The organism is Mycobacterium sp. E3198 (assembly GCF_001667015.1).
Classification (GTDB): domain Bacteria; phylum Actinomycetota; class Actinomycetes; order Mycobacteriales; family Mycobacteriaceae; genus Mycobacterium.
Window position 1 is genome coordinate 36,211 of sequence record NZ_LZIS01000260.1, and the last position, 20,554, is coordinate 56,764.

Here is a 20,554-nt window from a genome sequence, read left to right on the forward strand (position 1 = left end):
CTTACGCGAGACCCAGTTGTTCGACGACGAGCACCGGGTCCACCGGCAGCGGGGACACCGTCGGCATGTCCTTCAGCGCGGTGTCGGGATCCTTGAGGCCGTTGCCGGTCACCGTGCACACCACCGTCGACCCGCGCGCCACCCAGCCGTCGTCGACGGCCTTGAGCAGCCCCGCGATGCTGGCCGCCGACGCGGGTTCGACGAAGACGCCCTCGGAGGCCGCCACCAGGTGGTACGCCGCCAGGATCTCCTCGTCGGTGACGGCCAGGAAGCGCCCGTCGGATTGCTGCTGGGCCGCGACGGCGGCCGTCCAGGACGCCGGGGCGCCGATGCGGATCGCCGTCGCGATGGTCTCCGGGTGGCTGACCGGTTTGCCGAGCACCAGCGGGGCCGCGCCGGCGGCCTGCGCCCCGAGCATCCGGGGCAGCTTGTCGATGATCGCTTCCTGGTGGTACTCGGTGTAGCCCTTCCAGTACGCGGTGATGTTGCCGGCGTTGCCGACCGGAAGGGCGTGCACGTCCGGCGCGGCACCCAGCGCGTCGACGATCTCGAACGCGGCCGTCTTCTGCCCCTCGATGCGCACCGGGTTGACCGAGTTCACCAGCGAGATCGTCGGGAAGTCGGCGGCCATCTTGCGGGCCAATTCCAGGCAGTCGTCGAAGTTGCCGTCGATCTGGATGATCTTGGCGCCGTGCATCACCGCCTGCGCCAGCTTGCCCATCGCGATCTTGCCCTGCGGGATCAGCACCGCGCAGGTGATCCCGGCGCGCGCGGCGTAGGCGGCGGCGGAGGCCGAGGTGTTGCCGGTGGAGGCGCACAGCACCGCCTGCTGGCCGCGGGCCAGGGCGTCGGTGACGGCCATCGTCATGCCCCGGTCCTTGAAGGAGCCGGTGGGGTTGAGGCCCTCGACCTTGAGATGGACGGTGCAGCCGGTCCGTTCTGAGAGCCGGGCCGCGGCGATCAGCGGGGTACCGCCCTCGAGCAGGGTGACCGGGGTCCAGTCGTCGCCGACCGGCAACCGGTCGCGGTACGCCGCGATCACTCCCGGCCAGGGTTGGTGGGTGGCCGTCCGGGCAGCGCTCACAGGCCGTTTCCTTCCAATCGCAGCACGCTCGTCACGCTCTGCACGACATCCAAATCCGCGAGCGCACGGACGGTTTCGGAGAGCGCGGCGTCGGTGGCGGTGTGCGTGACCACCACGACGCGGGCTCCCACCCGCCGGCCGTCGTCGTCCACCATGCCTTCCTGGCGAACCTCGGCGATGCTCACCTCGCGCTTGGCGAATTCCGCCGCCACCGAGGACAACACGCCCGGCTCGTCGGCGACGTTCATGCTGACGTAGTAGCGGGTGGAGATGAGACCCATTGGGGCGATGGGGAGTTGGGCGTACCGCGACTCCTTGGGGCCGCGGCTGCCGAGCACGCGGTTGCGCGCGGCCATCACCAGGTCACCGGTGACCGCCGAGGCGGTGGGCGCGCCGCCGGCCCCCTGCCCATAGAACATCAGCCGCCCCGAGGCCGCGGCCTCGACCACCACCGCGTTGAACGCGCCGTTGACTGTGGCCAGCGGATGCGACAGCGGCACCAGCGCGGGATAGACGCGGGCCGAAACCCGTTGCTGCCCATCGTCACCGGTGATCCGCTCGCAAATGGACAGCAGCTTGATGGTGCAGCCCAGCGCCCGCGCCGACGCGAAGTCGGTCGGGGTGATTTTGGTGATACCCTCGCGATACACGTCGTCGGCGTGCACCCGCGTGTGAAAGGCGATGGACGCCAAAATCGCCGCCTTGGCGGCGGCGTCGTAGCCTTCGACGTCGGCGGTGGGATCGGCCTCGGCGTAGCCCAGCGCGCCGGCGTCGGCCAGGGCGCTCTCGTAGTCGGCGCCGGTGCTGTCCATCGCGGACAAGATGTAGTTGGTGGTGCCGTTGACGATGCCGGCCACCCGCAGCACCGTGTCGCCGGCCAGCGATTGGGTGAGCGGGCGGATGACCGGGATCGCGCCCGCGACCGCCGCCTCGAAATACAGGTCGACGTGAGCGTTTTCGGCCGCCTGCGCCAGCTCCCCCGTGGAGACGGACAACAGCGCCTTATTGGCCGTGACGACGGACTTGCCATGCTCCAGCGCGGACAGGATCGCCTTGCGCGCCGGCTCCACCGGTCCCATCAGCTCGACGACGATGTCGACGTCCTCGCGGCAGACCAGCTCCTCGATGTTGTCGGTCAGCAGGCCGATCGGAACGCCGCGGTCGGCGGCGACCCGGCGCACCCCGATCCCGCGCAGCGCCAGCGGCGCCCCGATGCGGGCGGCCAGGTCCTCGGCGCTGTCCTCGATGATGCGGACGACCTCGCTGCCGACATTGCCCAACCCGAGTACCGCTACGCCGACGGCCTTTTCGTCACCGGGCACGGGTCACCTCACTTCCAGACTCAGCAGATCGTCGACCGTCTCCCGGCGCAGGATCAGCCGTGCGCGCGCCCCGCGCACGGCCACCACGGCGGGGCGGCCGATCATGTTGTAACGACTCGACAGCGAATAGCAGTAGGCTCCGGTGGCGGCGACGCCGAGCAGGTCGCCCGGCTGCAAATCGCCGGGTACCCAGGTGTCGCGAACGACGATATCCCCTGTCTCGCAGTGCTTTCCGACGATACGGGCCAGCTCCGCCGGCGCGTCGCTGATCCGCGAGACCAACCGGGCGTCGTACTGCGCGTCATAGAGCGCCGTGCGGATGTTGTCGCTCATGCCGCCGTCGACGCTCACGTAACGCCGGTGTGCCGTCGTGCTCACGTCGACGTCCTTGACGGTGCCGACCTCGTAGAGCGTGATGGTGCCCGGCCCGGCGATGGCGCGCCCCGGCTCCACCACCAACCTGGGGGTGGGCAGCCCCACGGCCGCCGACTCGTTGCCCACGATGGCGCTCAGTTTGCTCGCCAGCTCGGCCATCGGCGGCGGGTCGTCGGGCGCCAGGTACGAAATGCCGAAGCCGCCACCGAGATCGATCGTCGACAGCTGGGCCGTCTTGTCGACGCCGAATTCGGCGACGATGTCGTGCAGCAGGCCGATGACGCGGCGCGCGGCCAGTTCGAAGCCGTCGACGTCGAAGATCTGTGAGCCGATGTGGCTGTGCAACCCGACCAGCCGCAGGTTATCGGTGTCGAACACCCGGCGCACCGCGGCCATCGCCGCGCCGCTGGCCACCGACAGCCCGAACTTCTGGTCCTCGTGTGCGGTGGAGATGAACTCGTGGGTGTGCGCCTCGACCCCGACGGTGAGGCGCACGAGCACATCCTGGACGATGCCCGCCTCGCCCGCGATGGCGTCGAGGCGCTCGATCTCGGTCATCGAGTCCAGGACGATGTGCGCCACCCCGGCCTTGACGGCGGCGGTCAGTTCCGCGACGGATTTGTTGTTGCCGTGGAAGATGATCCGCTCCGGCGGGAAGTCGGCGTGCAGTGCGACGGCCAGTTCCCCGCCGGTGGACACGTCGAGGGACAGGCCCTCCTCGTCGATCCAGCGGGCGATCTCGGTGCACAGGAACGCCTTGGCGGCGTAGTGCACGTTGTGTCCGCCGCCGAAGGCCGCCGCCAGGTCCTGGCAGCGGGAGCGAAAGTCGTCCTCGTCGACGACGAACAGCGGGGTCCCGTACTCCTGGGCGAGGTGCGTCACCGGTAGGCCGCCGATGACCGCGGCCCCATCGTCGTCGCGAGTTGTGCTGCGCGGCCACACGTTCGGCGCCAGCCGCAGCAGCTCCTCCGGGGATTGCGGGCGCGGCGGACTCTCGGCGTGACGCGCTTCGTCGGCGTGCCGGGGACCGGCGGGATGGACGTTCACATTCGCTCCGGGGCGGTGACGCCGAGGATGGTCAGGCCGTTGGCGATGACCTGGCGGGCGGCCTGGCACAGCGCCAGGCGCGCGGTGTGCAGGTCGGTGGGCTGCTCGTCGCCCTGCGGCAACACCCGGCAGGAGTCGTAGAACCGGTGGTAGTCGCCGGCGAGGTCTTCCAGGTAGCGGCACACCCGATGCGGTTCCCGCAGTGCGGCAGCGGTTTTCAGCACGCGCGGGAAATCGCCGATCGAGCGCAGCAGCGCGCCCTCCTTGTCGTGGCTGAGCAGCTCGAGGTGCGCCGTGTCGGGGATCAGGCCGAGCTCGGCGGCGTTGCGGGCCAGCGCCGACAGCCGGGCGTGCGCGTATTGCACGTAATAGACCGGGTTTTCGTTGGACGCCGAGGACCACAGCGCCAGGTCGATGTCGATGGCGGTGTCCACCGACGAGCGGATCAGGCTGTAGCGCGCCGCGTCGACGCCGATCGCCTCGACCAGGTCGTCGAGGGTCAGCACCGTGCCGGCCCGCTTGCTCATCCGGACCGGCTGGCCGTCGCGCACGAGGTTGACCAGCTGCCCGATCAGGACCTCGACAGTGGCCGGGTCCTCACCGAACGCGGCGGCCACCGCCTTGAGCCGGGCGATGTAGCCGTGGTGGTCGGCGCCGAGCATGTAGATGCACAGGTCGAAGCCGCGCTGCCGCTTGTCCAGGTAGTAGGCGATGTCGGCGGCGATGTAGGCCGGCTTGCCGTCGCTCTTGATCACGACACGGTCCTTGTCGTCACCAAAAGCGCTGGTGCGCAACCAGGTTGCGCCGTCCTTCTCGTAGACGTTGCCGGTCTCGCGCAGCCTGGCGATGGCCTGATCGACACGCCCGCTGGTGTGCATCGAGTCTTCGTGGGTGTAGACGTCGAAGTCGGTCCCGAGCTCGTGCAGCGACTCCTTGATGTGGGTGAACATCAAGTCGACGCCGATTTCCCGGAACGTCTCATGCAGGTCGGCGTCGGGCAGGCTCAGCGCGTCGGGCGCCTTCTGCAGGATCTGCGCCGCGATGTCGTTGATGTAGGCGCCGGCGTAGCCGTCTTCCGGGGTCGGTTCGCCCTTGGCCGCGGCGATCAATGAGTTGGCGAACCGGTCGATCTGGGCGCCGTGGTCGTTGAAGTAGTATTCGCGCACCACGTCGGCGCCCTGGGTGGTCAGCAGCCGGCCCAGCGCGTCGCCGACGGCGGCCCAGCGGGTGCCGCCGATGTGGATCGGCCCCGTCGGGTTGGCCGAGACGAATTCCAGGTTGATCTTCTGCTCGGCCAGCTCGTCCGAGAAGCCGAACTCGTCGCCGGCGTCGAGGACGTCGTTGACGATCTTGGCCTGCGCCGACGCCTCGAGGCGCAGGTTGATGAAGCCGGGCCCGGCCACCTCCGCGGAGGCGATGCCGTCGGCTTCGGCGAGCCTTTCGGCGAGCCAGCCGGCCAGTTCGCGCGGGTTGGCGCCCACCTTCTTGCCCAGCTGCAGCGCCAGGTTGCTGGCGTAGTCGCCGTGATCGGGATTACGCGGCCGCTCCACCGTGACCGTCGCCGGCAACGCGGCAGCGTCCAGCCCGCGCTCGGCAAGCACCGCGGCAGCGGTGGCTTTGAGCAGCTCAGCCAGGTCAGCGGGGGTCACGAGCGTCCATCCTATTGGCTTCGGTCCCCCGGGCCCGAATCTATTGCAGGCGGCAGCTCCGCACCCACGCAGGCCCTCGTCGCTATCGGCTGGCGCGAGCAGCCTCGATGGGCACGATGCCCACCAGCCGGTCGCCCCGGGCAACGTGGTAGGCGTCATACCGATCAACGGTGGGGTCGCAATGCGGGGTGACGAACTCCACGCGTTCCCCGAGGCTGACGGGTGCGCCGGCGGGCCGGGTCAATGCGCCGTGCTCGTCGCCGAAAAACATGTACGTCGAGCCGCCGAAACGCGCGCCGGCCGGCCGCGGCATCGGGCCGTCCGTCGCGAAAGCCTTGAGACCGGCGTCGACGGTGACGACCCCGTCCGCGTTGGCGCTCACCACCTGGCTGGCAACCCACAGGCTGGTGTCGAAGGCTCCGTCGTCGTCGCCGCCCAAGGCGTCGGAATACTCGGCGTCCATGAACACATACGAGCCCGGCTGCAATTCGTTGAGGATACCCAAGTCCAGATCCGCCGCGACGGTACCGGTGCCGCCGCCGGTGATGATGCCGACGTGGTAGCCGGCCGTTCGTAGCGCGTCGACCGTGCGGGACAGCCGCTCCATGCCGACACGGACTGCGTCACAACGCTTTTGGAGCCCGGCGATGTGCTGCCAATGACCCCCGTAGCCTTGCACGCCGGCCAGCGTGAGCCCCTCGCAGCGGTGGACGTGCTCCGCCAACGCGACCGCCTGCTCCAGGCCGGAAACGCCGGTGCGGCCGAGCCCCACGTCGACGTCGATGAGGACGCTGACTCGAATCCCGCGGCGACACGCTTCTTCGCTCAGCGCGGTCACCGGGTCGGGATGATCCACCACACAGGCAAATTCCGGGTCGAGCGCCGCCAGGTCGCACAGCCGCTTCGGAATCGCCGGGTCGGCGACCGGCGAGGTCAGGAGAATGCCGCGCACGCCGGCCGCCGAAAGCGCCTCGGCTTCAGCGGTTTTGGCGCAGCAGATCCCGACGGCGCCGGCTGCGATCTGCTTTCGGGCGATCCAGGCGCATTTGTGCGTCTTGGCGTGCGGGCGCAGCGCGACCTTGTCGCCCGTCCGCTCGACCATGCGGCGGATGTTGGCGTCCAGCGCCGCGTCGTCCAGGATCAGCGCCGGCGTCGGCAGGCGGAAGCGCGAGTTCGGTTCGCCAATCATGGCTTGCGCCAACTGGTCTGCCGGACGAATCGTCATCCGGACGCCACGGAGGTCAGGTGCTCGAACCCCGCGAGCGGGACGATGTCCGGCAGCCGGCGAATCGCTCCGTTCTGCGCCCACTGGCCTTCGGGCACTTCGTGGATGACACACGACGTGACGACCAACTTGTCGCCATTGCCGCCGGCCGCCGCTGCGGCGACCTCCTGGAGCTCGCCGGCGAATCGCGCCTTGCGGGCACCGTCGAGCACCCCCGCGCTGACCTGCCAATCGATGAATACGCCGGCGACCGCGGCGTCCGCCGAGGCGCCGGCGGAGTAAAAGCCCCCGGGTGGGAGCTCGTGCAGCAGGACCAGGGCCCGCATCCGGTGCTGAGGCTGGTCGGGCACCGATTCGGCACGGCACGCCGCGTCGGTGAGGCCGGTGACCAGGCGCTGCTTGCCCGCGTCGTCGAAGGCGCCGGGTGTCAGGGTTACGTGCATCAGCGGCATGACATCTACCTTTCCGGGGTTCCTGCCCTCGTAATCTCCCCCACCGGCGCCGCACAAAGCCAGTGGCGAGGTAGACAGCTTTCTTGCATAATTCGCCACATGATCGGTTTCGATGTCCTCGTGCTCGACGGCGCCAGCGCGAGCGCGGTGGGCGTGACGATCGACGTGATTTCGGCGGCGAACCGGATCCTCGGCAAGCCCGCGTTCGACCTTCGGTTCGTGTCGCCGGCGAGCCAGGTCGCCTTGCGCGGTGGCCTGACCGCCGCCGCGGAACCCCTCACCCACAGCACGGCGCGAGAAGTCGTCGTCGTGCCCGGCTTGGGCGCCGCGCAGCCCGAGGAGATCGCCGAGCGGCTCGGTGGCGCCGACGTCGCCGTCGCGGCCGACTGGTTGGCCGGTGCTGATGGCTGTGGCGCGGAAATCGCGGCCTCGTGCACGGCCGTCTTCGTGCTTGCCGCCGCCGGGCTGCTCGATCAGCGACGCTGCGTCACGACGTGGTGGCTCGGGACCGACCTCGCCCGGGTCGCGCCGGCGGCCAACGTCGTCATCGATGACATGGTCGTTCGCGACGGGTCGGTCTGGACGGCCGGGAGCGCGTTCGCGCACATCGACCTAATGCTCGCGCTCATGCGCGAGCTCGGCGGCGCGGCGCTCGCCGACGAACTCGCGAACCGGCTCGTCGCCGATCAGCGCACGTCGCAGGCGAGCTTTCTCATCCCCTCGCACCTGGCGGCGCGCGACGAAACGGTCGCGGGCCTGGAGCGTTTCGTCCGATCGCGGTTGGGCGAAACGCACACGCTCGACTCGCTGGCCCGCTTCTGCGGCCTCAGCACCCGAACGCTGGCGCGCCGGACCCGAAATGCCGTGGGCCTCAGCCCGCTTCAGCTGGTGCAGCGAGTTCGCCTCGAGCGCTCGGTGCACCTGCTGCGCACCACCCGCATGCCGCTCGAAGAGATCGCTGCGGCAGTGGGATTGGCGGATCCGGCGACGCTGCACCGACTGGTGAAGAAACACACCGGGCAGTCGCCCGGCGCGCTGCGCCCGAGCGCTCAGGCGAGGGCCTCGTGATCGGCGCTTGAGCTGTGGCGGGGTCACGATCGTCACGTCGATGCGTTACTCTGGCTGGGCCCAATGGCGCTGCATCGACATCGAAGCGCCCCCGTAGCTCAGGGGATAGAGCGTCTGCCTCCGGAGCAGAAGGCCGCAGGTTCGAATCCTGCCGGGGGCACCAGCTATTTGCCGAGGTGAATGCGGTTTTCAACATCCAGTGAACGCCATCGTGTGATTTTCGCCGTCTCCTGGCAGAATCCGCGCGGCGCGGAAGGTGCATTTGAGCACTGCCCTTTTCACAACGCGCGTTTGGATAAAGGGCAACACTTGGCCGCGTGGAACACGTACTCGCCGCCCTCGCGCTCACCGTCGCACTGCTCGCCCCCGCCCCTGCGCCGCCGCTCGCGCCGCCAAGCTGCCAGCCCGTGAGCAAGGCCGGCAACTGCTACAGGCCCGGCCAATACTGCCGCAACAGCGACCACGGCGTGACCGGCGTGGGCGAGGGTGGTCAAGAGATCGTCTGCACCGACAACGATGGCTGGCGCTGGGAACGGGCCTCCTAAGCGCACTTTTACCTCATGTCGACTCGCCGCCTTGGCAAATTCGAATCACCGGGGGCACCAGCTCCGCCCCCGCTCAGGGCGGCACGAGCACCCGGGCGAACGAGTTACCCCTTAAGGCGCATATTCGGGGCAGTATGACGTGGCCGAAGTTCGCACCAGAAACCTTATGTCGTCGTCCGTCATGCCGTTCCGCTCGTGCGACTGGACCATGCCCACGATCGAATCCATGCTGCGGCCCTGCGCCAACAGGGCGCAGATCTTATGACCCATATTGATCAGGCCCTGATCGCCCTTAGCGCTTGAAATCCCCTGATTGTGAAGCGCATTTACGAACGAGGTGTCGTTGTCGTCCGCGTGAGCGGTCGGAATAACCGTGAGGGCAAGGGCCGCTGCCAGCAGCGCGGCAATCCGCGTCATGACCCTGCATGGTAGCCGGGCTCACTCGCGCGTTGGGCTGAGCCGGGCGGGCCGGTACCTGAAAACCGGGGTTTAGAAATCGCATAAGTGGGCACACCGCGGCATGATCGCGCGTCAGATCCCTCGTTTTCTCGCTCCTGCGGTAGTCGCGGCCTCCAGCGTCAGCGCTGCTGTCCTCGCGTCTGCGACCCCGTTCGCCTCCGCCGAGCCGTGCCCGGACGTCCAGGTGGTCTTCGCCCGCGGCACCGACGACCCTCCCGGGCTCGGCCCCACCGGACAGGCATTTGTCGACTCGCTGCGCCCCCGCGTCGGCGCAAAATCGTTCGACGAATATGCGGTGAACTACCCCGCGACCCATGACTGGACGAACGCGGGCGAGGCCGGCATCAGGGACGCGGGCGCGCATGTCGTGTCGATGGCGCACGACTGCCCCAACACCAAGATGGTGCTCGGCGGGTACTCGCAGGGTGCGGCCGTGATGGGCTTCGTCACCTCGGCGGCCGTACCGGCGGGGATCGATCCCGCCACCGTCCCGAAGCCGATGGACCCCGAAGTGGCCAACCACGTGTCCTCAGTCGTGCTCTTCTCGGTGCCAAACGAGCGGGCGATGAACTTCTTCGGCGAGCCGCCCGTCGTCATCGGCCCGCTTTATCAGTCCAAGACCATCCAGGTGTGCGCTCCGGGTGACCCGATCTGCGCCGACGGGATGAATTTCGCGGCACACGACACGTATGCAACCAACGTGGCGGTGATCGACCAAGGCGCGACCTTCGCGGCGGATCGTCTCGGCGGAGTTTCCGGCGGTCCGACGGGTGCGGGTCCGGCCGCACCGACCACCGTCGTCGGCTCCCCGTCGCCGCGCGGAGGCTTCGACAGCTAAAAGCCGATCCAAGTGTTCCGTTTGCCTCAACGGATGAACACCCCGCGGCTACGCTGTGCCTGACAGCCGGGCGGCTCGAGGAGGCGAAATTGGCAGGACGCGAAGCTCAGGCACCGACCTGATGTTGTCGCTGTTCATCGCTGTCATCGGGCTTGTCTTCCTGGCCTTAGCGCCCACCCGCTACACCGGCATGATCTTCGTGCTCACCCTGCTCGCCACCTTCGGGATCACCGCGTTCGACATGAGCACCCACCAACCCACCAGCACCGACATCACGGGCTTCGCGCTGGCACTCATGCTGGGCGGACCCGCCCTGCTGATCAGAAGCGAGCGGGGAATGAAGGGCTGACTCGGGCCTATCCGGTCAGGAAGACGAGCCGGAACTTCCCGATCTGCACTTCGTCGTTGTTGGCCAGCACCGCCGAGTCGACGGGCTGCCGGTTGACGTAGGTGCCGTTGAGGCTGCCGACGTCGGCGACGGCCCAGTTGCCGTCCTCGTCGAGCCGAAACTCCGCGTGACGGCGGCTCACGGTGACGTCGTCGAGAAGAATGTCGCTGTCGGGATGGCGCCCCGCCGAGGTGACGGCTCGATCGAGCAAGAAACGGGAACCGGCATTCGGGCCGCGCTTGACGATCAGCAGCGCGGCTCCGCTCGGCAGTCCTTCGGTGGTTTCCGCCTCGATGGCGGTCGAACCGTCCTCCGGCTCATCGAGAAACTGGGTGCCGTAATCGGCGGTCGTCTCCCCCACCGCTTGGGTGAGGTCTTGCTCGTCGTCGCCGCGGTTCATCTGTCGCTCCCACCGCCCCGGGCACGCTCAGATGCCCGCCAGGCCAAGAGAAATACCCACCTTCCGGCGGTCTTACGCCCGCCTCAGTTGCGGCTGAGGATGAACGCCTCGATGTGACGGTCGCCGGCGCGCACCTCGTACTTGCTCCAGCCGGGGTACATCGTGAGGCCCTTGGACCAGATCTCGTCGCGTTCCTCGGGACTGGCGAGACGGGCGGTCGCGCGCCAGCTGTCGCGGCCGATCGACACCGTGGCATCCGGATGGGCCTTGAGGTTGTGGTACCAGGCCGGGTGCTTCGCACCGCCGAAGTTGGACGCGATGAGGGCCACCCCGTCGGGGTGCGGGATGCCGTACAGCGCGACGGTGCGCGGCTCGCCCGATTTGGCGCCGGTGGTGGTGAGGATGACCGCGGGCACGCCGGTCGCGAGTCCGGCGAAGCTGCTCCTGCCCCCGGTGACCTTCGTGATCAGTCGGTCGAGGTGGTGGGCGGTCGGGCGCAGGAACGCCGCACCCAGCGTCGTGGACCCGAAGCTGCGCATGAACCGATGGAACGCGTTGGCGTGGTCGAAGGACAGGTCCGACATGGCGTCACGCCGGCTTGGTGCTGTCGACCTGATCGGAGTCGTATCCGATGACGGGCGCCGAGTCGCCATAGACGTCCAGGGTATGGATGAAGCGGTGCAACCCCATCACCCCGGCGCAGGTAAACCCCAACTCGATGATCTGCGCGGCGGTGAAGTGCTCCCCCAGCCGCTTGTAAAACGCGTCGTCCATGGCGTGGTGATCCGAGGAGAGCAGGTCGAGGAACTCGACGGCCAGCTGCTCCTGCGGGGTCAGCGCGCCGTGTCCCGGCGCCAGCAGGCAGGCGACGTCCTCGTCGGTGATCGAGTCGTGCTTGCGCGACTGGCTGCACGGTTCGCACTCGCCGAGCTGGGCGCTGCGGATGCGCAGCAACTCCAGGATCCGGCCGCCCAGCAGCGTGCCGGCCCCCAGCGTGGTCCTGGCCGCGTTGACCTGGTCGAGCTGCGCGCTGCGGTACGCGAAGATCTGCAGGGGCACCGGCGTCGCGTACAGGCCGGCGGCCACGCCGGCCTCCACGATTTCGCGGGAATGGGAACTGAGCTCTTCCATCGGGATTGGCGCAATACGCGGCATCGAATCAGGCTAACTTTTTTGTGCGTCGGCCAAAAGGAGAACTCGATGTCCAGACTTGCCGGAAAGGTCGCGATCGTCACCGGGGGCGCGGGCGGAATCGGCGCGGCGACCGCGCACGAGTTGGCCCGCGAGGGCGCCGCGGTCGCGGTCGTCGACATCGACGAGGCCAAGGCCGCCGGGGTGGCCGACGAGATCCGGCGAACCGGGGCGCGGGCACTCGCGCTCGGCGGCGACCTCGCCGAGGAGGACACGGCGCGCCACGTGGTGCGGGCCACCGTCGCGGAGTTCGGCCGGGTCGATGTGCTGCACAACAACGCCGCGCTGACCGCGAGCGACTTCTTGTCGCGCGACACCACGGTGGCCGCGATGCCGCTGGACGTGTGGCGCCGGTCCTTGGACGTCAACCTCGGCAGCCAGCTGCTGATGTGCAAGTACGCCGTTCCCGAAATGCACAGGGGCGGAGGTGGTTCCATCGTCAACATGTCCTCGGGGGCGGCGCTGTCCGGTGATCGGACCCGGCTGGCCTACGGCGTGTCGAAATCCGGGGTGCACGCGCTGACGATGTACGTCGCGACCAGCGAGGGAAAGCGCGGCGTGCGGGCGAACACGATCGTGCCGGGGCTGATCCTGACCGATGCGGTGCGCGCGCACCTGTCCGAGGCGGTCATCGACAACCTGGGCCGCGCGACGTTGACGCCGTACCTCGGCGAGCCGAAAGACGTTGCCGAGCTGGTCGTTTTCCTGGCCTCGGAGCAGTCGCGGTACATCACCGGGCAGATGATCGCGATCGATGGCGGGATGTCGGCGCACGTCGGCCTCGATACCGGCGACTAGCTGCTGGTCGGCCCCAGCGCGTACGCGCCGGTCTCCGGGTGGTGATACCAGCCGCTGGCGGCGTGGGTGCCGCCGTCGACGTGGATCGTCTGGCCGGTGATGTAGCTGGACATTCCGGAGGCGAGAAAGACTGCCGCGCCGGCCATTTCGTCGACGTGACCGGCGCGCCCCATCGGCACGGTGAGGCCGAACCGCTGCTCGGAGCCGGGCGGCGCGATCGCCCGGATGCCTTCGGTCAGGGTGATGTCGGGCGCCAGCGCGTTGACCCGTATGCCGTGCGGCGCGAGTTCCAGCGCCGCGGTCTTCGTGTAGTTGATGACGCCCGCCTTGGCGGCGGCGTAGGTCGCGTAACCGGGCGCCGCGCGCACGCCCTCGATGGAGGTGACGCTGATGATGCTGCCCGGCAGCTTCTGTTCGACGAGGATGCGCGCCACCCGCTGCGTGCACAGGTAAACGTGGCGCAGGTTGGCCTTGTACAGTGCGTCCCAACCGTTTTCGCTGGTGTCGAGGATCCCCGACCAGAACACCCCGCCGGCGTTGTTGACCAGGATGCTCACGGTGCCGAGCTCGGCGGCCGTCTGCGCCAGCGCGGCATCCACCGCGGCACTGTCGCGGACGTCGACGGTAAGGCCCAGCGCGCCGATCTCCTCGGCGGCCGAGGCGCACGAGTCGGGGTTGCGTTCCCAGATCGCGACCCGCGCGCCGAAGGCCTTCAGCCCCGCCGCGATGCCGCGGCCGATGCCCGCGCCCCCGCCGGTGACCACCGCGACACGGTCGGTGAGAAGAACGCTGGAGGGATCGAGTGTCATGCAGAAGAATATAGAACAATACGACGTCAAGGTTTACAGTCTTTACTAATTATGTTTGATATGTAATTGACGGAGGGCCGCCATGACCAGCACGATCTTCGTCACCGGCGCGACCGGGCAGACCGGCGGCAACGTGTGCCGGCAGTTGATCGAACGGGGCGACCGCGTGCGCGCGCTGGTGCGCAATCCCGACGACGCGACCGCGCTGAGCGGGATCGGTGTGGAACTGGTCAAGGGCGACATCACCGACGCCGACGACGTGCTGCGCGCGGCCAAGGGCGCCGAGGCGGCCATTCACTGCGCGGCGCTGCTCGGCGGCGCGAGCCAGGACCTGGCGGACTTCGAGGCCGTCAACATGGTCGGCACCGCGCACGTCCTGGACGCGGCCAAAGCCCACGGCATGCGTCGCGTCGTCGCCCTGAGCACCGCCACGTTCCTCGACCTGAGCACCGGCGTCGACTTCGAAGAGGCACCCGTGCTGCGCAACCCGCCGGGCGACCCCTACACCGTCACCAAATTCGCCGCCTTCCTCGACGCGCACCAGCGTGCCGCCGCGGGCGAGGACGTGCTGACCTGCCACCCCGGCGCGATCTTCGGGCCGGGCCTGGTCGTCGAACGCGCCTTGCACCGCACCAGCTTCAACCGCGTGCTGCTGGCCGGCATGCGCGGAAAGATCAAGCGTTACTTGGCTTTTCCGGTGACCTGGGTGGCTGGGGCCGACGTCGCGAAGGGCTCGATCGCGGCGCTGGACAAAGGGGTGGCAGGCGAGCGCTACCTGCTGGTCGGCCGGCCCGAGGACACGTTCAGCACCGCCGGGGGCATCAATCGCGCGTGTGAGATCGCCGGCATCGACCATCGCGTCGAGGATCTGGACTACCGCACGGATCCCGAGGCGCTGACCGCCGAATTCGGCCCCACCCTGATGGCGATCGCGGCGGCCGCGGCCAAGAGCGAGCGCCGGCCCAGGGCGACCGACAACCTGACCACCCGGCGCCTCGGCTATGCGCCCATGTCCTTCGATGACGGCCTGCGACTGCTGATCTCGTGGCTGCGCGAGCTCGGCAAGCTGTAGGGGTCGCCGTGGTGGATCTGGCCGATCGGATCCTCGACGCGGCCCAGCGGCTGGTGTTCCGGGCGGGGGCCCGCAAGTTGTCGCTGTCCGACGTGGCGGCCCGGGCCGGGGTGTCGCGGCCCACGCTCTATCGGTACTTCGCGTCCAAGGAGGAGCTCATCGACGCGCTCGGGAAACGCGAGCGCCGGCGCTTCAACGCCGCGATGGACCAGGCGATGTTTGGCGTCGTCGGGGTCGCCCGGCTGGAGGCCGCGGTGGACGTCGTCGCCACCTTCGTCGAGGCCCAACCGCCCGGCCGGCTGCTCGACCTGGAGCCGGCGTTCGCGCACGACCAGATGGCGCAGGCGTTGCCGATGCTCGCCGACGGGTTGACGACCGTCTTGCGGCGCTGCGCCCGCGAGGGCGCCTTCGCCACGGCGGTGGATCCCCGCGACCTCGCCGGCGCCGTCGCGCGAACCGCGCTGAGCCACTACATCTTTCCCGACGCCGACCGCGCCGCGGCGCGCCGCGAGATCCGGGCGGCGGCCGGTCTTACGCGTCGCTGGTAGCGCGAATCGCGGATTCGACTTCGTCGGCGGTGAGTTCCTTGGTGCAAAAAAACCAGTCCTCACAATGGGTCCTATCCGTGTGCCCGCGCATGCGCTCCTCGGCGGTGCCCGCGGAGCCGGGAGCAGACAGGATCACCGGGTCACCGGGGCGCCAATCGGCGGGCGTTGCGACGCCGAAGTGATCCGCCGTCTGCAGCGCCTTGACCACGCGCAGTAGTTCGTCGAAGTTACGGCCGAGACTGAGCGGGTAGTAGATGATCGCACGGATGGTGCCCTGGGGATCGATGACGAAAACCGCTCGCACCGCCTTGGTCGAGTCTTCGCCGGGCATGATCATCCCGTATCTCTTGGCCACTTCCATCGAGACGTCTTCGATGACCGGATAAGCGATTTCGATGTCTTTGAGTCCACGGAAGGCGATCTTGTCCTTGATCGTCCGTAGCCAGGCGATGTGGCTGTAGAGCCCGTCGACCGACAGCCCCACCAGCTCAGTGTTGTACGTCGCAAACTGGTGCTGCATCGACGCAAAGGTCATGAGCTCGGTGGTGCAGACGGGGGTGAAGTCAGCCGGGTGAGAGAACAGGATCACCCATTTGCCTTGGTAGTCAGCGGGAAAGTTGATCTCACCCTGGGTGGTCGGGGCGGTGAATGCGGGAGCGGGGTCACCGATGCGCGGCATCTGCGTGGTCGCGACGGCTCCGTCGGAATCGATGCTCATGGCATTCCGTCCTTCCTGATTCTCAACTCGCATCGTCGTTGCGTCTTGGTAAGCGTGCGCCTAATCCGCCCTCACCGAGTAGGGCCGATTGTCACGTTGACGGCAGGTGCATCGTTGGCCCGGGGGAACCGATTTCATGACGTGGTCCGCATGCGCGCCGCAGCCCGCCCACGTGATCTTGCCGCAATGCACGCAGCGCACCGGGTGGCACATGATGGGCGCGGCTATCCCGTTGCGGCCGCTTCGCGTTCGGCGATCGCGGCGCGCACCTGCTCCATGTCGAGATCCTTGATCTTGTCGATCAGCTCCTCGAGCGCCGCTTGCGGCAGCGCGCCGGGCTGGCTGTAGACGAGGATCCCGTCGCGGAACGCCATGAGGGTCGGAACCGATCGAATGCCCACCGCCGCGGCCCGTTCCCGCTCCGCGTCGCTGTCAACCTTGGCGAAGACGACGTCCGGGTGGCCCTGGGCGGACCGTTCGAAGACCGGTGCGAAAGCCCGGCAGGGCCCGCACCACGATGCCCAGAAGTCGATGAGCACGATCGGGTTTTCCTCAATCGTCGTCTCGAAATCGGCGGCGGTCAGCGCTTTTACGGACATAGCTCGCATCCTTTCGTACATGGTGCCCTGTGTAACACTAATACCCCCATGGGTATTTCTGTCAACAGCCTATGTGCCGCTCGGCCCACCCGCAAGGGGACCTTTGGCCCTTAATCTCGCCGGTGCACCGCCGCATAGTGGGGTCAGGCGGGCGGCTGGCGCCATATACCCCCATGGGTATATGCTGGTTTTAGCCCTGAGCCCGTCGGGCAGGTCTCACTGAGGAGCCGCAATGGCACGAGTCGTCATCCTTGGCGCTGGTATCGCCGGACATACCGCCGCGCTGCATCTGCGTCGGTGGCTACCCCGGACCCACGAGATCGTCGTGGTGTCGCCAAATCCGGACTGGAACTGGATTCCCTCCAACATCTGGGTCGGCGTCGGCCGGATGGAGGCGACCAAGGTCCTCATCCCCCTCCGGCCCATCTACCAACGGAAGGGCATCGTCTTCCACCAAGGCTTCGCCACCGCGATCCGTCCCGAGGGCACGGCGGAGCAGCCGGCGCCGTCGGTGGACTTCACCTATACCGACGAGGAGCGCCGCGGCCAGGCCGGCTCGCTGACCTACGACTACCTCGTCAACGCCACCGGCCCGCAGCTGAACTTCGGCGCCACTCCCGGCCTCGGACCCGACGGACACTCGCACTCCGTCTGCACCGCCGACCACGCCGTCGAAGCGGCCGAGGCGCTCGATCGGGTCATCGCCAGACTGAAGGCCGGCGAAAAGCAGCGCATTGTCATCGGGGTCGGGCACGGCACCTGCACCTGCGAGGGCGCGGCGTTCGAATACACCTTCAACGTCGAGCATGTCTTGCGCGCCGCCGGCGTGCGCGACCTCGCCGAAATCGTTTACCTCACCAACGAGTACGAGCTGGGCGACTTCGGCGTCAACGGCATGAGCTTCGTCGACAAGGGATTCGTCCAATCCAGCCGGCTGTGGACCGAGTCGCTGTTCCGCGAGCGCGGCGTCAAGGCCATCACCCAGGCCGCCGTGCACGAGGTGATGGAAGGCAAGCTGCGCTATGAGCAGCTCAACGGCAAGGAGTACGACCTGGACTTCGACTTCGCGATGCTGCTGCCCCCGTTCAAGGGCGCCACCCTGGCCGCCTACGACAAGGACGGCAAGGACATCACGTCCGTCCTGTTCGCGCCGTCGGGCTTTCTCAAAGTCGACGCCGACTACTCGGGCAAGCCGTACGACGAATGGTCCGCCGAGGACTGGCCGCACACCTATGAGTCTCCGGCGTACCCGAACATTTTCGCGCCCGGCATTGCGTTCGCGCCCCCGCACCCAATTTCCCGGCCGCGCAAGAGTCCGAACGGCACCGTCATCACCCCCAGCCCGCCGCGGACCGGCATGCCGTCCGGCATCATGGCCAAGACCGTCGCCGAGACGATCCGGGACCGCATCAACAACCCGTCGGCCCCGGCCCACCGCGCCTCGATGGCAACCATGGGGGCCGCGTGCGTCGCCTCGGCCGGGACCGGCTTGCGCAAGGGCTCGGCCGCGGCGATGACCATGTTCCCGGTGGTCCCCAACCCGGCGAAGTACCCGCAGACCGGCCGTGACGTCGCCGGCACCTCCGGCGAACTGGGCCTGGCCGGCCACTGGATCAAGCTGATGCTGCATTACCTGTTCATCTACAAGGCCAAGGCCAGGCCGTTCTGGTGGCTGATCCCGGAGTGAAAGGCGATCCCATGGGCGACGACAACATCTATTCCGAGGTGGACGCTCGTACGGCCGAACGCATCGCCGACGCTCCGCTGCCAACCCGTGCCACGCTGCGGATGCGGCAGAACCTGCTCGTCCAGTTCTGGCGGTTCGTTCGGATCAACCTCAAGATGATGCGGATCATCACCAGCGGACACGGCTGAGCGGCGCATGGTGAATTCCGCTCAGCCCAGCTGAAACTTCGTGGCGCCGAACGGCTCCGATGTGCCGAGGGCGAACACCGTCGTCGCCTCGACGCGATAGGCATGCCACGGCGCCGGGCCGGCGGACGGGGCGCTGAACTCCGCCGTCAGCGCGTCTCCCGCTACCTCGCAGGGCCACCCGCCGCGGGCGAAAGTGTCTGCCACGGAAGCCAATTCGCCCGAATCGGTCACCCGCTCGGCGGCGCCTTCGACGACGAGGTCGAACGGATCGGTGGCGACACTGAGCACGCACCGGGCGTCGCGGGCCAAGTTCCGGGACTTGCGGGTCGCGGGCCCGGACGTGAAATACCAGGCCCCACCCCACCGGACCACCCCGACCGGCATCACATGCGGGCTGCCGTCGGGATTGATCGTCGTCAGCCACACCGTGTGGCGGTGCGGACCGCCGGTTTCCGGCGCCTGCGTCAGCTCAGCGTCCAACACGGCGTTGACGCGACCCCACTCGATCGTCGGTGCCCCGTACCCGTCGAGATTGCGTTCTGTGATTCTCATGCCGGTACTGACCCCTGCCGGGTGGGGAATTCATCGCTCGCGCAGCAGGAACAGCCCATAAGCGGCGATCGACTGCGCGTCCGCGATCACCCCGGTGCGCATCATCTGCTCGACGTCGTCGCGCGAGAACCATTCGCTGCGCATGTCCTGTTCCTCGTGCTCGCGGTCCGATGCGCCCTCGGCGATCCCGGTGGCCAGGAATACCCAGCCGCGCTGACTGCTCATCCCGGCGGCGACGTCGAGCTGGCCGAGCGCCTCGAACGTCGTCGCGCGCAGGCCGGTCTCCTCGCGCAACTCGCGCTCGGCCAACCCGGACGGGTCGGCGTCGACCAGGTCCGGAGCGCTGCCCTGCGGGAACTCCCAGCGCCGCGCGCCAAGCGGATAGCGGAACTGCTCCACGAGCCGAAAGCGGCTGCCGTCGTACGGCATCACCAGCGCGTACGTCGGCTTGTCCACCACGGCGTAGATGCCCAGGCTCCCGTCGGGGCGGCGGATGTCGTCCTCCCGGATCACCAGCCAGCGGTTCCGATAGATCTCGCGGGACGCGACGCATTCGATGGAAGCCACCCCGCCAGTATCGCGGCGAGGAGTATGTTCCCAAGCCATGCCCTCCCAGGAAGCCATCGCGCAGACCGTCAACCGCTACCTCGAGCTCGTCGCCGCCGGCAAAACCGACGAGATCCTCGACCTGTATGCCGCCGACGCGACCGTCGAGGATCCGATCGGATCGGACGTCCGGCGCGGGCACGACGCCATCCGCGAGTTCTACGCGGGGTTCCAAGACCTCGAGAAAGACACCGAACTCGTCGAGCTGCGGGTCGGCGGCAGCGAGGCGGCCTACCTGTGGCACCTCACGCTCCACACTGGCGACAGCCGTAGCCGCATCTCGCCCATCTCGCACATGACGTTCAACGACGACGCCAGGATCACGTCGATGCGGGCGTTCTGGTCGCCGTCGGACGTCAAGGTCCTCTGATCAGGCCTCGGCGGCGCGTTTGATGCGCCGCAGCGTCTCCTCGATGCCCCGATTGACCTGACGTCCGCGTGGGACGAGGGCCTCGGCGAGCCGGTTGGCAACCGAACACCACAAGAACTCGAACGACTCGGTGAGCAACGTCCCCGACGCCGACGGCTCCAGGACGTAGCGCCAACGCGTTTCCTCGCGGCCCGCGCGGTCGTTGACCGTGGTGAAGCCGAATTCGCGGCCCCGGTTTGCCGTGTCGACCACCGCCGTTCGTTGCCAGCGCATGCGGCCGAGCCGGTTGTATCCGCGAAACCGAACGCCCGGCGCCGCGGCGGTTGCCCCGTCCAGCCACTCGCAGCGGTAACACTCCGGGCTCCACTCACCCATACGGGTGACGTCGGCGATCAGGTCGTACAGGGCGTCGGGGGACGCGCCGACCTCGATGCTGCTGCGGCCGCGCCGCGCCGTAGGCATGGCCCGAGTATGTCACATCCACGAGTTTGCTTGGGGCACAATGGTTCCGCGCTGGCGACGTGCCCCGAGTGCGGCGATCCGGCGGTCTGAGCGGGGTAAAAC

General features: G+C 68.3%; 26 protein-coding genes and 1 tRNA gene. 11 read left to right on the top strand and 16 right to left on the bottom strand.

Annotated features, from left to right (window positions below; all coding sequences use genetic code 11):
* Position 1: 1 nt before the first annotated feature.
* The 6 genes from thrC to A5673_RS26485 form a co-directional block, all read right to left on the bottom strand.
* Entirely contained in the window at positions 2-1,084 is a 1,083-nt protein-coding gene (gene thrC / locus A5673_RS26460) for a threonine synthase (protein WP_068239525.1), read from the bottom strand.
* Complete coding sequence (locus A5673_RS26465; protein ID WP_068239530.1) at positions 1,081-2,406, bottom strand: homoserine dehydrogenase; 1,326 nt, start codon at positions 2,404-2,406, stop codon at positions 1,081-1,083. The genes thrC and A5673_RS26465 overlap by 4 nt, the downstream gene beginning before the upstream one ends.
* A gap of 3 nt (positions 2,407-2,409) precedes the next feature.
* Positions 2,410-3,828 (bottom strand): diaminopimelate decarboxylase, encoded by a 1,419-nt coding sequence (lysA, locus tag A5673_RS26470; protein ID WP_068239534.1) that lies wholly within the window; start codon positions 3,826-3,828, stop codon positions 2,410-2,412.
* Positions 3,825-5,477 carry an arginine--tRNA ligase gene (gene argS, locus A5673_RS26475; RefSeq protein WP_068239537.1) on the bottom strand — a complete coding sequence of 551 codons (1,653 nt, stop codon included), beginning with the start codon at positions 5,475-5,477 and terminating at the stop codon, positions 3,825-3,827. The genes lysA and argS overlap by 4 nt, the downstream gene beginning before the upstream one ends.
* Positions 5,478-5,559: 82 nt before the next feature.
* Positions 5,560-6,666, bottom strand: coding sequence for a DSD1 family PLP-dependent enzyme (locus tag A5673_RS26480; RefSeq protein ID WP_197518480.1), 1,107 nt, complete (start codon positions 6,664-6,666; stop codon positions 5,560-5,562).
* A gap of 32 nt (positions 6,667-6,698) precedes the next feature.
* Positions 6,699-7,154 (bottom strand): tautomerase family protein, encoded by a 456-nt coding sequence (locus A5673_RS26485; protein WP_068239545.1) that lies wholly within the window; start codon positions 7,152-7,154, stop codon positions 6,699-6,701.
* A 99-nt stretch (positions 7,155-7,253) separates the two neighbouring features.
* Here A5673_RS26485 and A5673_RS26490 point away from each other — a divergent pair, with 99 nt between their 5' ends.
* The 3 genes from A5673_RS26490 to A5673_RS26500 all read left to right on the top strand — a co-directional run bounded on the left by A5673_RS26490 (position 7,254) and on the right by A5673_RS26500 (position 8,767).
* A complete protein-coding gene (locus A5673_RS26490; RefSeq protein ID WP_068239548.1) occupies positions 7,254-8,222 on the top strand; it encodes a GlxA family transcriptional regulator in 969 nt (322 codons plus the stop codon).
* Between the two features lie 87 nt (positions 8,223-8,309).
* A tRNA-Arg gene (locus tag A5673_RS26495) sits at positions 8,310-8,385 on the top strand.
* A 154-nt stretch (positions 8,386-8,539) separates the two neighbouring features.
* Positions 8,540-8,767: a hypothetical protein gene (locus A5673_RS26500; RefSeq protein ID WP_068239551.1), complete on the top strand. Its 228-nt coding sequence runs from the start codon at positions 8,540-8,542 to the stop codon at positions 8,765-8,767.
* Positions 8,768-8,878: 111 nt separating this feature from the next.
* On the opposite strand, the gene A5673_RS26505 is transcribed toward A5673_RS26500, so the two are convergent.
* Entirely contained in the window at positions 8,879-9,184 is a 306-nt protein-coding gene (locus tag A5673_RS26505) for a DUF732 domain-containing protein (RefSeq protein WP_068239554.1), read from the bottom strand.
* A gap of 103 nt (positions 9,185-9,287) precedes the next feature.
* Here A5673_RS26505 and A5673_RS26510 point away from each other — a divergent pair, with 103 nt between their 5' ends.
* Positions 9,288-10,064 carry a cutinase family protein gene (locus tag A5673_RS26510; protein WP_068239557.1) on the top strand — a complete coding sequence of 259 codons (777 nt, stop codon included), beginning with the start codon at positions 9,288-9,290 and terminating at the stop codon, positions 10,062-10,064.
* Between the two features lie 121 nt (positions 10,065-10,185).
* Positions 10,186-10,413: a hypothetical protein gene (locus A5673_RS26515; RefSeq protein ID WP_068239560.1), complete on the top strand. Its 228-nt coding sequence runs from the start codon at positions 10,186-10,188 to the stop codon at positions 10,411-10,413.
* 7 nt (positions 10,414-10,420) lie between these two features.
* On the opposite strand, the gene A5673_RS26520 is transcribed toward A5673_RS26515, so the two are convergent.
* From A5673_RS26520 to A5673_RS26530, 3 genes are all read right to left on the bottom strand, one after another.
* Complete coding sequence (locus A5673_RS26520; RefSeq protein ID WP_068239563.1) at positions 10,421-10,852, bottom strand: FHA domain-containing protein; 432 nt, start codon at positions 10,850-10,852, stop codon at positions 10,421-10,423.
* 83 nt (positions 10,853-10,935) lie between these two features.
* On the bottom strand, positions 10,936-11,436 hold the full coding sequence (locus tag A5673_RS26525; protein WP_068239566.1) for a nitroreductase family deazaflavin-dependent oxidoreductase: 501 nt from the start codon (positions 11,434-11,436) through the stop codon (positions 10,936-10,938).
* 4 nt (positions 11,437-11,440) lie between these two features.
* Entirely contained in the window at positions 11,441-12,007 is a 567-nt protein-coding gene (locus A5673_RS26530; RefSeq protein WP_068239569.1) for a carboxymuconolactone decarboxylase family protein, read from the bottom strand.
* Between the two features lie 45 nt (positions 12,008-12,052).
* Here A5673_RS26530 and A5673_RS26535 point away from each other — a divergent pair, with 45 nt between their 5' ends.
* Positions 12,053-12,841, top strand: coding sequence for an SDR family NAD(P)-dependent oxidoreductase (locus tag A5673_RS26535; RefSeq protein WP_068239672.1), 789 nt, complete (start codon positions 12,053-12,055; stop codon positions 12,839-12,841).
* On the opposite strand, the gene A5673_RS26540 is transcribed toward A5673_RS26535, so the two are convergent.
* A complete protein-coding gene (locus A5673_RS26540; protein WP_068239572.1) occupies positions 12,838-13,650 on the bottom strand; it encodes an SDR family NAD(P)-dependent oxidoreductase in 813 nt (270 codons plus the stop codon). The genes A5673_RS26535 and A5673_RS26540 overlap by 4 nt on opposite strands.
* A gap of 82 nt (positions 13,651-13,732) precedes the next feature.
* Here A5673_RS26540 and A5673_RS26545 point away from each other — a divergent pair, with 82 nt between their 5' ends.
* Both A5673_RS26545 and A5673_RS26550 read left to right on the top strand, forming a co-directional pair.
* Positions 13,733-14,722 (top strand): NAD-dependent epimerase/dehydratase family protein, encoded by a 990-nt coding sequence (locus tag A5673_RS26545; protein ID WP_068239575.1) that lies wholly within the window; start codon positions 13,733-13,735, stop codon positions 14,720-14,722.
* 8 nt (positions 14,723-14,730) lie between these two features.
* On the top strand, positions 14,731-15,270 hold the full coding sequence (locus tag A5673_RS26550; RefSeq protein WP_231971462.1) for a TetR/AcrR family transcriptional regulator: 540 nt from the start codon (positions 14,731-14,733) through the stop codon (positions 15,268-15,270).
* Here A5673_RS26550 and A5673_RS26555 read toward each other — a convergent pair.
* A complete protein-coding gene (locus tag A5673_RS26555) occupies positions 15,254-15,949 on the bottom strand; it encodes a peroxiredoxin (protein ID WP_068239674.1) in 696 nt (231 codons plus the stop codon). The genes A5673_RS26550 and A5673_RS26555 overlap by 17 nt on opposite strands.
* Before the next feature lie 263 nt (positions 15,950-16,212).
* Positions 16,213-16,587 (bottom strand): thioredoxin, encoded by a 375-nt coding sequence (gene trxA, locus A5673_RS26560; RefSeq protein WP_068239581.1) that lies wholly within the window; start codon positions 16,585-16,587, stop codon positions 16,213-16,215.
* Between the two features lie 232 nt (positions 16,588-16,819).
* Between trxA and A5673_RS26565 the strand changes: the two genes are divergently transcribed.
* On the top strand, positions 16,820-18,274 hold the full coding sequence (locus A5673_RS26565; protein ID WP_068239583.1) for an NAD(P)/FAD-dependent oxidoreductase: 1,455 nt from the start codon (positions 16,820-16,822) through the stop codon (positions 18,272-18,274).
* Between the two features lie 11 nt (positions 18,275-18,285).
* Entirely contained in the window at positions 18,286-18,462 is a 177-nt protein-coding gene (locus A5673_RS29365; RefSeq protein ID WP_156748658.1) for a hypothetical protein, read from the top strand.
* 21 nt (positions 18,463-18,483) lie between these two features.
* Here A5673_RS29365 and A5673_RS26570 read toward each other — a convergent pair whose 3' ends face one another.
* Positions 18,484-19,014 (bottom strand): pyridoxamine 5'-phosphate oxidase family protein, encoded by a 531-nt coding sequence (locus A5673_RS26570; protein WP_068239586.1) that lies wholly within the window; start codon positions 19,012-19,014, stop codon positions 18,484-18,486.
* Between the two features lie 30 nt (positions 19,015-19,044).
* A complete protein-coding gene (locus A5673_RS26575) occupies positions 19,045-19,620 on the bottom strand; it encodes an NUDIX hydrolase (protein WP_068239589.1) in 576 nt (191 codons plus the stop codon).
* On the opposite strand from A5673_RS26575, the gene A5673_RS26580 reads away from it, so the two are divergent.
* A complete protein-coding gene (locus A5673_RS26580) occupies positions 19,619-19,990 on the top strand; it encodes a nuclear transport factor 2 family protein (RefSeq protein WP_068239591.1) in 372 nt (123 codons plus the stop codon). The genes A5673_RS26575 and A5673_RS26580 overlap by 2 nt on opposite strands.
* On the opposite strand, the gene A5673_RS26585 is transcribed toward A5673_RS26580, so the two are convergent.
* On the bottom strand, positions 19,991-20,452 hold the full coding sequence (locus tag A5673_RS26585; protein WP_068239594.1) for an SRPBCC family protein: 462 nt from the start codon (positions 20,450-20,452) through the stop codon (positions 19,991-19,993).
* Positions 20,453-20,554 lie beyond the last annotated feature (102 nt).

Bases quoted from the DNA above. Each gene is read 5' to 3' on its own strand.
- A5673_RS26530 (WP_068239569.1), bottom strand. From the start codon at position 12,007: ATGCCGCGTATTGCGCCAATCCCGATGGAAGAGCTCAGTTCCCATTCC.
- A5673_RS26535 (WP_068239672.1), top strand. From the start codon at position 12,053: ATGTCCAGACTTGCCGGAAAGGTCGCGATCGTCACCGGGGGCGCGGGC.
- A5673_RS26515 (WP_068239560.1), top strand. From the start codon at position 10,186: ATGTTGTCGCTGTTCATCGCTGTCATCGGGCTTGTCTTCCTGGCCTTA.
- A5673_RS26565 (WP_068239583.1), top strand. From the start codon at position 16,820: ATGGCACGAGTCGTCATCCTTGGCGCTGGTATCGCCGGACATACCGCC.
- A5673_RS29365 (WP_156748658.1), top strand. From the start codon at position 18,286: ATGGGCGACGACAACATCTATTCCGAGGTGGACGCTCGTACGGCCGAA.
- A5673_RS26520 (WP_068239563.1), bottom strand. From the start codon at position 10,852: ATGAACCGCGGCGACGACGAGCAAGACCTCACCCAAGCGGTGGGGGAG.
- A5673_RS26545 (WP_068239575.1), top strand. From the start codon at position 13,733: ATGACCAGCACGATCTTCGTCACCGGCGCGACCGGGCAGACCGGCGGC.
- A5673_RS26580 (WP_068239591.1), top strand. From the start codon at position 19,619: ATGCCCTCCCAGGAAGCCATCGCGCAGACCGTCAACCGCTACCTCGAG.
- A5673_RS26510 (WP_068239557.1), top strand. From the start codon at position 9,288: ATGATCGCGCGTCAGATCCCTCGTTTTCTCGCTCCTGCGGTAGTCGCG.
- A5673_RS26480 (WP_197518480.1), bottom strand. From the start codon at position 6,666: ATGATTGGCGAACCGAACTCGCGCTTCCGCCTGCCGACGCCGGCGCTG.
- A5673_RS26525 (WP_068239566.1), bottom strand. From the start codon at position 11,436: ATGTCGGACCTGTCCTTCGACCACGCCAACGCGTTCCATCGGTTCATG.
- A5673_RS26585 (WP_068239594.1), bottom strand. From the start codon at position 20,452: ATGCCTACGGCGCGGCGCGGCCGCAGCAGCATCGAGGTCGGCGCGTCC.
- trxA (WP_068239581.1), bottom strand. From the start codon at position 16,587: ATGTCCGTAAAAGCGCTGACCGCCGCCGATTTCGAGACGACGATTGAG.
- A5673_RS26555 (WP_068239674.1), bottom strand. From the start codon at position 15,949: ATGCCGCGCATCGGTGACCCCGCTCCCGCATTCACCGCCCCGACCACC.
- A5673_RS26570 (WP_068239586.1), bottom strand. From the start codon at position 19,014: ATGAGAATCACAGAACGCAATCTCGACGGGTACGGGGCACCGACGATC.
- A5673_RS26490 (WP_068239548.1), top strand. From the start codon at position 7,254: ATGATCGGTTTCGATGTCCTCGTGCTCGACGGCGCCAGCGCGAGCGCG.
- A5673_RS26540 (WP_068239572.1), bottom strand. From the start codon at position 13,650: ATGACACTCGATCCCTCCAGCGTTCTTCTCACCGACCGTGTCGCGGTG.
- A5673_RS26505 (WP_068239554.1), bottom strand. From the start codon at position 9,184: ATGACGCGGATTGCCGCGCTGCTGGCAGCGGCCCTTGCCCTCACGGTT.
- A5673_RS26485 (WP_068239545.1), bottom strand. From the start codon at position 7,154: ATGCCGCTGATGCACGTAACCCTGACACCCGGCGCCTTCGACGACGCG.
- A5673_RS26575 (WP_068239589.1), bottom strand. From the start codon at position 19,620: ATGGCTTGGGAACATACTCCTCGCCGCGATACTGGCGGGGTGGCTTCC.